Raw genomic sequence first — 9,093 nt, 5'->3', positions numbered from 1 at the left:
ACGATGGAGGGGCCTGTCCGTGCGGCGGTTTGCATATACGCCGACAGCCGGAAAATCCGCAAAAATGATTCAGCACCTTTTCTTTTCGACAAAATACGATATAATAAAGAAAAACGCCTGTTCCACAGCCGGGACGCTGCCTCTCCGTTTGCATGGAATGGATTCGGTGGGATTTGCCGGCGGGAGCTGTTTGAAATTCAGAACACTGCGTATGGGGAGGAGACTCATGATTTCGCTGTTTCTTGTTGAGGATGAGCGGATTGCCCGGGAGAGTATCCGAGACAATGTTCCTTGGCAGGAACACGATATCCTGTTCCTGGGGGATGCGCCGGATGGAGAAGTCGCTCTGCCGCAGCTCCTGGAAAAACGGCCGGATATTCTGCTGACGGACATCAAGATGCCGTTTATGGACGGCCTGGAGCTGGCCCGGATCGTGCGGAAGGAGCTGCCGGATACCCGCATCATCATCCTCAGCGGACACAATGAATTTGAATATGCCAGAAAGGCCATCACCCTGGGCGTAAATGACTATCTGCTCAAGCCTGTCTCCAGCAGGGATATTCTGGAAGCCGTGGACCGCAGCAAGGCGCAGATTTTGGAATGCCGCGCACGGCGGATTGAGCGGCAGAGCCATAGCATCACACAGCGGGAGCTCTTTTTCAGCAATCTGTACAGCGGCATCCTGATGGGACCGGCGCAGATGCTCCAGCGTGCGGCGCAGCTCGGGATCTCTTTGGCTGCAGGAGCCTACCAGATCATCCTGACGGAGCTGGACGGTGTGATACCGGATCGGGAGGCGCTGCGGGACAAGCTGTATGCCGCGCCAATGGCATACGGCTCCGGCTTTGATGGGGGGCGGGCCACGTTCCTGCTGCTGGCGGAAGACGCGGCCGGGCTTCCCCCGAAATTGCGGGAGTTCTCTGCATGGCTGGAGGCACTGGCCGGGCAGGAGGGACTGAGCGTGCATCTGCTGCCTGGAAAACAGACGGCCCGGCTCAGCGACCTGCCGAAAGCATACCATCTGCTGACGATTCAGAAAAAGCAGCGGGAGTCCGCAGACAGCAAGACGCTGTCCCACTCCACCTCCTTCCAGCGGGACACCCTGCTGGACTTTTTGCGGACTGGGAAGCCGTCTGCACTTCCGTCATTTTGGGCCCACTACCGGCCGACCATCGAGTCCGGGTATTCCTCCTTTGTCTATCGCTGCTATCTCTATACAGAGCTTTTCTTTGTGGTCCATGAGTTCTGCCAGGAAAACCGGATCCCCCTTCCGGAATCCCTGCGCCAGGAGGATCTGCTGGAAAAGCGTATTCTGCTGACGAATTCCGTAGATGATTTCCTGACGCTGGCTTGCCAGCTCTGCGAAGAGGTGATGGAGGTCCGCCCCGGGGGCAGCCGGCACACGCCCTCCGCGGAGCAAGCCAGAGCGTATATCGACCGCCACTATATGGACCCGGAGCTGTCCCTCTCCTCGGTTGCGAATGCAGTGTCTGTAAGCCCCAACCACCTCAGCACGCTTTTCAAATCCAAAATTGGCGTCGGGTTCAGTGAATATCTGACGGAGGTCCGAATTCGCCAGGCCAAACGCCTGCTGATTACCAGCGATCTGCGGGTCAGTGAGGTCGGAGAACGGGTGGGGTATCAGAATATGGAGTATTTCAGCATGCTGTTCAAGAAAAACACCGGGCAGACGCCCAGCCAGTACCGCCGCTCCCACACGCTATGAGACGGATGAGTCGTGCAGCCGGCGCCCTGAAAACCGCCCTGGGCCGCCGTGGGAGCATACGGAGCAAGATCCTGGCGGGGTTTACGGTCATCCTGGTGGGGATGTTGAGTATCAACCTGCTGGTTATCGGCCTGTCCCACCACTTTTTGGGAGAATACCATATCCTGGCGGAGCGGGTCATTTCCGCAAACAAGCTGATCCCCACTGTCCGGGATGACGTGAGCCTGGACGCCTATTATCTGGTGGCGGGGCGCCGCACCCTGGAGACGACCCAGCTCTTCCACCACATGGAGGAAATTCGCCAGGGGCTGTATCTGCTGAAGCAGGAGAACAATTCTGAAAACGGCCGGATCCAGCTGCAGATTGCCACGCGCACCTTCGGCACCCTGCAGCGGTACTGTCAGAAGCTGGGGCAGGAGATTGATGCGGACGTGTCCCTGGAACTGCAGAATGTGACGCTGGAGCAGATTCGGGATGTCTCCGCCCTGGTGTACAACCAGATTGAGGAATACATTTATCTGGAGCTGCTCTGGGGGGAGTCCATTGATCAGATGCTCCAGACCGGATTTCAGCTGCTGCTGCTGGGGGATCTGGCGGCGGTGGTGCTGATGGTGGCGGTTCTGGCATTTTTGCTGATGCGCATCAACCGGACCATCAACGACCCCATCCAGGCGCTGGTGGAAAACACCCGGCGGCTGGCGGAGGGCGACTTTGATGCCCTGATGGAAGATGCCGGGGAGAATGAGGTCACCATCCTCAACAAGAGCTTCAACCGCATGGCGGCAAAACTCCAGCGCCTGATGGAAAAAGTGGAGGAGGACACCCGCACCCAGGAGCAGCTGGAGCTGCGGCTGCTTCAGGAACAGATCAATCCCCACTTTCTCTACAACACGCTGGAGATCATCGTCTGGCTGGCGGAGTCCGGGGATAAGGAGCAGGTCATTCAGGTGGTCCAGTCCCTCTCCCGGTTTTTCCGGGTGGTCCTCAGCAAAGGCCGCGCAGTGGTGTCCCTTCAGGAGGAGCTGTCCTGCATCCAAAGCTATCTCTATATTCAGAAAGTGCGCTATGCCGATATCCTGAACTATGAGATCCAGGCGGAGCCCGAAGCCTTGGACTGCCGGATCCAAAAGCTGAGCCTGCAGCCCCTTGTGGAAAACGCGCTGTACCACGGCATTGAAAAGAAGCGGGGGGGCGGCACCATCCGCGTCTGCGCCGATGTGAAGGACGGTTGCCGGGTGGTTCAGGTGGCAGATGACGGCTGCGGCATGACGCCTGAGAAATTGGAGGAAGTGCAACGGGAGGTGGCCGGAGATCTCGGCCAGATTTCCGAGGGCGGGTTTGGGCTGCCCAATATTCAAAAGCGCATTCAGCTGGCCTATGGAGCGGATTACGGCATTCACGTGAGTTCTCGGCTGGGCTGCGGGACTCGGGTCACACTGCAGATTCCGGCAAAATCGTAAAAAAGCTGAGAAGCAGCAGAAAAAAGCAAAAGTCCGGCTTTCCGGCCGGACTTTTTTCTGTAAAATTCAAATAAAAACCCGTTGGAGCGCCTCTTTTCAAAGGTGGAGGCGTCTTGTATATTATTTAACACAGGGCGCGAGACCGCCCATTCGGAAGATGAAGAAAGCGAGAAAGGATTGAAAGGTATGAAACTGAAGAAATGGTTGACCGGCGTTTTGGCCGCTGCGATGGCCCTGTCTCTGGCCGCCTGCAGTGATGGAGGCGCGGAAAGCGCCGATGCCGGCAGTGAGGACAGCATCACCCTTGGATTTGCCCAGGTCGGTTCTGAGAGCGAGTGGCGCACTGCCAACACCGACAACATCAAGGCTGCCGCGGAGGCCGCCGGCGTGACCCTCCAGTTCTCCGACGCACAGCAGAAGCAGGAGAACCAGATCAAGGCCATCCGCTCCTTCATCGCATCTGACGTGGATGTGATCTCCTTCTGCCCCATCGTGGAGACCGGCTGGGATACGGTCCTGCAGGAGGCCAAGGACGCCGGGATCCCGGTGGTCCTGGTGGACCGCGGCGTGACTGCGGACCCCTCTCTGTATGTGACCCACATCTTTGCCGACGCCCTGAAGGAGGGTGCCAATGCCTTCAATTGGGTTGACGAGTATATGACTGCTGAGGGCAAGACTCCCCGTGCCGGCGGCGATCAGTTCCAGGTGGCGATTCTGGAGGGCACGGTCGGCTCCTCCGTGGCCGCCGACCGCCTGCAGGGATTCACCGATGCCATGGCCGAATCCCCCAACAGCGGCAAGTACAACGTCATCTGTTCCCAGACCGGTGAGTACACCCGTGCCAAGGGCATGGAGGTCATGGAGTCCTTCCTGAAGTCCGACGGGGACAAGATCGATATTCTCTTCTCCTGCAACGGCGATATGGCTCTGGGCGCTATTCAGGCCATTGAGGCTGCCGGACTGAAGCCCGGTGAGGACATCGTCATCGTCTCCATCGACGCCGCCAAGGGCGAGTTCAACGCTATGATCGAGGGCAAGATGAACTGCGCCGTGGAGCACACCCCCAACTTCGGCGAGACCCTGATGGAAACCGCCAAGAAGATTGTGGCCGGCGAAGAAGTACCCGCCACCATTGAGCTGGAAGAGGGGATCTTCCCCGCTGACATTGCCGAGCAGGAGCTGCCCAACCGCACCTATTGACCGGCTTTCGCCAACCGTTCCATGATCCCGCGGGCGGGGGATGTCCTCCCCGCCCGCGGACTGTTTTGCCCTGGCTCCCCAGGGCCTCCGGCGGGATGCCAGACCCGCCGAATCCAAGACAAAGGATGTGATGACCTGTGGCAGAAGAAGCCCTGTTGACAATGCGGGGAATCTGTAAATACTTCCCCGGCGTCCGCGCGCTGGAGAATGTGGATTTCACCCTGCACTCCGGTGAAGTCCACGCGCTGGTCGGCGAAAACGGCGCGGGAAAATCCACCCTGATTAAGGTCCTGACTGGCGTCCACGCAAAGGACGGCGGCAAGATCGCCATGGAGGGCAGGCCCATTTCCCCCTCCAGCCCGCTGGAGGCCATGAAGTGCGGCATTTCCACCGTGTATCAGGAGGTCAACCTGTGCCCCAATCTGAGCGTGGCGGAGAACATCTTTATCGGCCGTGAGCCCAAAAAGGCGGGCGGCATCGACTGGAAGACCATCAACCGCCGGGCCGCGGAGCTGCTGACTACGCTGAATCTGAACATTGACGTGACAAAGACGCTGGGGAGCTACTCGGTGGCCGTCCAGCAGATGATTGCCATTGCCCGTGCGGTGGATGTGGACGCAAAGGTGCTGATCCTGGACGAGCCCACCTCCTCCCTGGATGAGGAGGAGACCCAGCGCCTGTTCGCAGTGGTGCGCAAGCTGAAGGCCCAGGGCCTGGGGGTCATCTTTGTCTCCCACTTCCTGGATCAGATCTATGAGCTCTGCGACCGGATCACGGTGCTGCGCAACGGTGAGCTGGTGGGCGCCTATGCCGTGGCGGAGCTGCCCCGGGTGGAGCTGATCTCCAAGATGATCGGCAAGGAGCTGGGGGATATTCAGAGCATGGGCAAAAACACCGCCCTGTGCGGGGACGAGGTGCTGATCGAGGCCGACGGACTCTCCGCGTTCGGCCGTATCCAGGATTTTGACCTGCAGATCCACAGGGGCGAAGTCGTGGGCTTTGCCGGCCTGTTGGGCTCAGGCCGCACGGAAACGGCAGAGCTTCTGGCCGGCGTGGCCAAGCCCGAACAGGGCGCACTGCGGATGAACGGCCGGGAAGTCCATTTCAACTCCCCCCTGGACGCCATGCACCACAAGATCGCCTTTTGCCCGGAGGACCGGAAGATCCAGGGCATCATCGGGGACCTCTCCGTCCGGGAGAACATCATCATCGGCCTTCAGGCCAAAAAGGGCATGTGGAACCACATTCCCCTGAAGGAGCAGGAGCGGATCGCCGACGAATACATCAAGCTGCTGCAGATCAAGGTCTCCTCTCCGGAGCAGCTGATCCGCAACCTCTCCGGCGGCAACCAGCAGAAGGCCATCATCGCCCGCTGGCTGGTGACGCAGCCGGATCTGCTGATCCTGGATGAGCCCACCCGCGGCATCGACATCGGCACCAAGACGGAGATCCAGAAAATGGTGATCCAGCTGGCCCGGGAGCAGCACATGTCCATCATCTTCATCTCCAGCGAGATTGACGAGATGACCCGCACCTGCACACGCCTGGCAGTCCTGCGGGACCGGCGGAAGGTGGCGGAACTGACCGGCGACGACATCAACTCCGACCGGGTGATGGCAGCCATTGCAGGAGGTGCCTAAATGATGGGAAAAGTGAAAAAGGTGACGTCCAACCACCTGTTTCTGCCGCTGTTTGCCCTGGCTCTGCTGCTGGTGTTCAACGCGTTTGCCACCCCCGGCTTTTTTGCCATTGAGTTCCAGAACGGCCAGTTTTACGGGCGCATTATTGACATTCTCAACCGGGCTTCGATCCTGGTGATCTTGTCCATGGGCATGACCTTCGTCATCGCCACCGGGGGCATCGACATCTCCCAGGGCTCTGTCATCGCCATCTCCGGCGCCATCTGCTGCTCCCTGATCGGCGGAGCAGGGGACGGCACCGCCAATATGCCGCTGCTGCCGGCCTGTCTGATCGCCGTGCTGGTCTGCGCCCTGTGCGGCGTGTGGAACGGCTTCCTGGTCTCCAAGCTGAAGATCCAGCCCATGGTGGCCACACTGATTCTGCTGACCGCCGGACGAGGCATCGCCATGCTGATTACCAAGGGGCAGAATGTCACCGTGTACTATGAGCCCTTCACCTACATCGGCACCACCATTCCCGGCAGCCCCCTGCCTACCACCATCTTCATTGCCGCCCTCATGGTGCTGTTTGTGGTTCTGATCCAGAAAAAGACGTCTGTGGGACTGTTCGTCCAGGCGGTGGGCATCAATGCCAACGCCGCCCGGCGCACGGGCCTCAAGGTCTCCTCCATCATCTTTATGGTGTACGTCTTCTCCGGCATCTGCGCCGGCATTGCCGGACTGATGGAATCCTCCATGATCGCGGCGGCGGACCCCAACAACGCCGGCCTCAACATGGAGATGGACGCCATCTTGTCCGTGGCCTTGGGCGGAACGCTTCTCAGCGGCGGCAAATTCTACATCGGCGGCTCCATCATCGGCGCCATCACCATCCAGACGATGACCACCACGCTGTACGCGCTGGGCGTCTCCTCGGAGCAGCTGCCGGTATACAAGGCCCTTGTGGTCATTTTGATCTGCCTCCTCCAGTCCGAAAAATTCAAGGGTGTTCTGGAGAAGCGCACAGCAGAAAAGGCGGTGAAGCAGAGATGAAGCAGAAGAGCAGCCTGAAAGACCGCCTGGTCGGTTCCCGGTATTTTTCCTTCGGCATCACCCTGAGCCTGTTCGTGCTGCTGTATGTGGTCGGCATGATGAACTACCGGGGCTTCATGAAGCCCCAGGTGTTCTGCAACCTGCTGATCGACAACGCGGCCCTGATTATTGCCACCATCGGCATCACCTTTGTCCTGCTGATCGGCGGGATTGACATCTCCATCGGCTCTGTGGTGGCGCTGACCTGTATGTCGTCGGCGCAGATGCTGCAGAACACGGGCCTGCCCGCGCCCGCCGTCATCCTGATCGTGCTGGCCATGGGGGCTGTGTTCGGCCTGGTCCAGGGCTGGCTGATTACGGAATTCAACATGCAGCCCTTCATTGTCACGCTGGCGGGGCAGTTCTTCGCCCGCGGCATGACGGCGATCATCTCCCGGGAGACGATTGTTATTGACAATCCCGTGTACACCTCGCTGGCGTCCGCACGGATCTATGTCCTGCCCGGCGGATTCATCTCCGTGGGCGTGGTGATCGCGCTGGTGACGCTGGTTGCGGCCACATTGGTGCTGAAGTTCACCCGATTCGGCCGGAACATCTACGCGCTGGGCGGAAATGAGATGTCTGCGCAGCTGATGGGCCTTCCCACCAAACGGACGAAAATCCTCGCCTACGTGGTGTGCGGCTTCTGCTCGGCGCTGGCCGGTGTGGTCTACTCCCTCATCATGCTCTCCGGGTATCCCCTCCACGCCGTCAGCATGGAGATGGACGCCATCGCCTCCTCCGTGATCGGCGGCACGCTGATGTCCGGCGGCGTGGCCTTCCTGCCAGGCACCCTTCTCGGCGTGCTGATCCAGGGTGTGATCCAAACCTTCATCACTTTCCAGGGGACGCTCTCCGCCTGGTGGACGCGCATCATCATCGCCCTGCTGCTGTGCCTGTTCATTGTGATCCAGGCGGTGGTCAGCCGCAGCCGGCAGCGCCTCAACTCTGAGCACTGATTTTTCCCAATCTTCTTTTCTTCTTTTTTCCGGCACAGTCACCAGGCACGTCCTGGTGGCTGTGTCCATTTCAGGAGGTTTCGGCATGGACGCTTTACTCATCAAAACCGGCGGGCTGCTGCTGATCGTGGCGCTGGGATACCTTCTCAAGAGACGGGGCGTCTTTCAGCAGGGCGATGCCCGTCTGCTGTCCAGGATCATCGTCAACCTGACGCTGCCGGGGGCTCTCCTCTCCAGCTTCAGCGCGTTCAGGCTGGTTCCGTCCCTGCTGGCGGTTCTCGCCGCGGCAGCAGCCGCCAATGTCCTGCTGCTGGCTGTCTCCGCCCTGGTGACCCGGGGGCGGCCGGGGCCCGTCCGGGCGCTCTACCTGCTCAACGCCCCCAGCTACAACATCGGCACCTTTGTCCTGCCCTTTGTGCAGAGCTTTCTGCCGCCGGACATGCTGCTGGCCGTCTCCATGTTTGACGCGGGCAACAGCCCCTTCAACTGCGGCGGCGCCTATGCGCTGACGGCCGCCCTCACCGGCGGGGAGCGCCTGACGGTCCGCTCCGTTCTGGGCAGAATGCTCCGCTCCGTGCCCTTCGACACCTTTTTGGTCATTCTGCTCCTGGGGCTGCTCGGCCTGCGCCTGCCGCAGCCGGTTTACACCGTGGCGGGGATGTTCGGCCAAGCCAACGCATTTCTGGCGATGCTGATGATCGGATTGCTGCTGGAGCCGCGGATTCCGCAGGAGAGCCGGTCCGACGTTCTGCGGGTGGTTCTGCTGCGCTACGGATTCGGCCTGGCGGCCTCCGCCGTCTGCTGGATGCTGCCGCTGCCTGCCGGGATCCGGCAGGTGCTGGCGCTGAGCCTTCTGGCGCCGGTGCCCTCTGTCTCCCTGGCCTACTGTGAGCGGTGCGGCTGTGATTCCGGCGCCGTGGGGGCGATCCACTCCCTCTGCATCCCCATCAGCCTGGCCTTTACGCTGCTGGTGTGCCTGATGTGATGGCGCCCGCTGCGTTGTGCTCCGGGCAGGGGGCAGCCGCGGCCTCCAGGAA

The 9,093-nt window shown here is 60.4% G+C and carries 8 protein-coding genes; all 8 read left to right on the top strand.

Annotated features, from left to right (window positions below; genetic code table 11):
- On the top strand, nucleotides 1-249 hold a 249-nt coding region (locus QVE23_RS09050; protein WP_287967988.1), incomplete at its 5' end, for a hypothetical protein.
- A complete protein-coding gene (locus QVE23_RS09045) occupies nucleotides 227-1,726 on the top strand; it encodes a helix-turn-helix domain-containing protein (RefSeq protein WP_287967986.1) in 1,500 nt (499 codons plus the stop codon). The genes QVE23_RS09050 and QVE23_RS09045, both read left to right, overlap by 23 nt.
- 5 nt (nucleotides 1,727-1,731) lie before the next feature.
- Nucleotides 1,732-3,186 (top strand): sensor histidine kinase, encoded by a 1,455-nt coding sequence (locus tag QVE23_RS09040; protein WP_287967984.1) that lies wholly within the window; start codon nucleotides 1,732-1,734, stop codon nucleotides 3,184-3,186.
- 186 nt (nucleotides 3,187-3,372) lie between these two features.
- Nucleotides 3,373-4,386, top strand: coding sequence for an ABC transporter substrate-binding protein (locus QVE23_RS09035; RefSeq protein ID WP_119310437.1), 1,014 nt, complete (start codon nucleotides 3,373-3,375; stop codon nucleotides 4,384-4,386).
- 161 nt (nucleotides 4,387-4,547) lie between these two features.
- Entirely contained in the window at nucleotides 4,548-6,026 is a 1,479-nt protein-coding gene (locus QVE23_RS09030) for a sugar ABC transporter ATP-binding protein (RefSeq protein ID WP_305148300.1), read from the top strand.
- Nucleotides 6,027-7,058 (top strand): ABC transporter permease, encoded by a 1,032-nt coding sequence (locus QVE23_RS09025; protein ID WP_309452332.1) that lies wholly within the window; start codon nucleotides 6,027-6,029, stop codon nucleotides 7,056-7,058. It begins immediately after the preceding gene.
- The gene (gene yjfF, locus QVE23_RS09020; protein ID WP_021748032.1) at nucleotides 7,055-8,056 is read left to right on the top strand and encodes a galactofuranose ABC transporter, permease protein YjfF; all 1,002 of its coding nucleotides are present in this window, start codon (nucleotides 7,055-7,057) and stop codon (nucleotides 8,054-8,056) included. The genes QVE23_RS09025 and yjfF overlap by 4 nt, the downstream gene beginning before the upstream one ends.
- 85 nt (nucleotides 8,057-8,141) lie before the next feature.
- Entirely contained in the window at nucleotides 8,142-9,041 is a 900-nt protein-coding gene (locus tag QVE23_RS09015; RefSeq protein ID WP_136891381.1) for an AEC family transporter, read from the top strand.
- The last annotated feature ends 52 nt before the right edge of the window (nucleotides 9,042-9,093 follow it).

The organism is Oscillibacter sp. KLE 1728 (assembly GCF_934833455.1).
GTDB classification, from domain to species: Bacteria; Bacillota; Clostridia; order Oscillospirales; family Oscillospiraceae; genus Oscillibacter; species Oscillibacter welbionis.
Note: the sequence above shows the minus strand (reverse complement) of the source record. Positions and strands in the feature narration are given on the sequence as shown.